At 44.1% G+C, this 1,628-nt stretch carries 1 protein-coding gene; it reads left to right on the top strand.

The genetic code is table 11. The features are described from left to right. Positions 1–158: 158 nt before the first annotated feature. A complete protein-coding gene (locus VE944_RS29795; protein WP_324986047.1) occupies positions 159–1,487 on the top strand; it encodes an IS4 family transposase in 1,329 nt (442 codons plus the stop codon). The last annotated feature ends 141 nt before the right edge of the window (positions 1,488–1,628 follow it).

Below are 1,628 nucleotides of genomic sequence, written 5' to 3'. Positions count from 1 at the left end.
CCTACCGTGTATACACAAGTCGGATGTAAAGTAGGTGCAGAGGATTTTTGAGAAGCAAAAACTATGGATAATCCAATCTTAATTCACGCATCGACGACACCAGGAACGGCATTTGGAGACCCAAGGCTGATAAAAAGGGGGCAGCATTATACGAGGCGATTCGTAAGCACCAATCGATAAATATCCGGCAAATCAGTCGAAATTGGGCAGAACAGATGGGTTATTATCGGTTTTTGGAGAATGAAAACGTAACACTATCAGAACTAGTACGTAGCCTTTCGGATGATTGCGAGTTTCATCTGGCAAAACGACACGTATTGGCGATTAGCGATACTAGCGAGATTAACTTGCAGTCTCATGCAGGTAGACTGTCACCGTCAGGATTAGGAGTAGTAGGCAATAACACAGATGTCGGGTTTTATATCCATCCAACATTGGTATTAGATGGTGAGAGTGGATTTCCACTGGGGTTAAGCACAGTAAAACTGTGGAGCCGAGCTATAAACCATGCAGATAAACATCAGCGAGACTATCAAAATTTACCAATTGAGGAGAAAGAATCTTACAAATGGTTAGCATCTGCATCCAGTAGTAAGCGATGCTTTGAAGCGGGTGGAGCAAAAATGGTAACTCATATTGGCGACCGCGAATCGGATTTATTTGAGGAATTTGCAACTGTACCCAATAAAAATAATCATTTACTGATAAGAGCTTGTCAAGATCGTCGATTGTTAGGGCGGTCTGAATCACTATTCGACTACTTAAGTCAGCAGCCTTGTGAAGGTACTTATATAATTAACGTTCCCGCAGACTCACGTCGAAAGCGAATGCCAAGAGAAGCAATGCTTATTGTTCGTTGTGGACAAGTTGAGATTCAATGCCCCAATAAATTAGGCGTTTTTGGCTATCCTCCTAGTGTTACCCTTTTTGCTGTTGAAGCTCTGGAAGTCCAACCACCCGCAGGACAAGAACCGATTCATTGGCGGTTGCTGACAACTCACGTTGTTGTCTGCTTGGAACAGGCACTGCGAGTCATTAAGTGGTACGGATGGCGATGGAAGATTGAACAACTTTTTGCCACTCTCAAAAAAGCTGGATTGAATATCGAAGCGACTCAGTTAGAGTCTAGTATTGCAATCCAACGCCTAACAATCCTTGCTTTGTCCGTAGCCGTGCGAACCTTACAAATGGTTGAGGGACGCGATAATACTCAACTTTCTGCCGAGCTTACCTTTTGTCAAAAGCAGCAGCAATGCTTATTAGGACTTCAATCTTCTATTGAAGGCGATACCAAAAAATTACAAAATCCTTATCCACGGGGTTGTTTGCCCTGGGCTACTTGGATCATTGCTCGACTTGGTGGATGGTCTGGTTATACCTCTGGTAGGCCTCCTGGAATGCCTACCCTTGTTCATGGTTTAAGACAATTTGAATCCATCTTTATCGGCTGGAAACTCGCTCTGGATGGACTTGTGTATACACGGTAGGCTTGCGGGGAGGGGTTGGGGGTGGGGTGTAATGACTGTGGTTAGCATAACTAATTATGCGGACATGATATTAGGAGTTATTTCTCCCCTATCTCCCTCATCTCCCCACTCCCTATTTACTCGAATGCAACTTTTCCGGCA

It is taken from the genome of Nostoc sp. (genome assembly GCF_035638895.1).
Taxonomy (GTDB): domain Bacteria; phylum Cyanobacteriota; class Cyanobacteriia; order Cyanobacteriales; family Nostocaceae; genus Nostoc.
The sequence above is the reverse complement of the archived record's forward strand: the minus strand, read 5'-3'. Positions and strand labels throughout refer to the sequence as shown.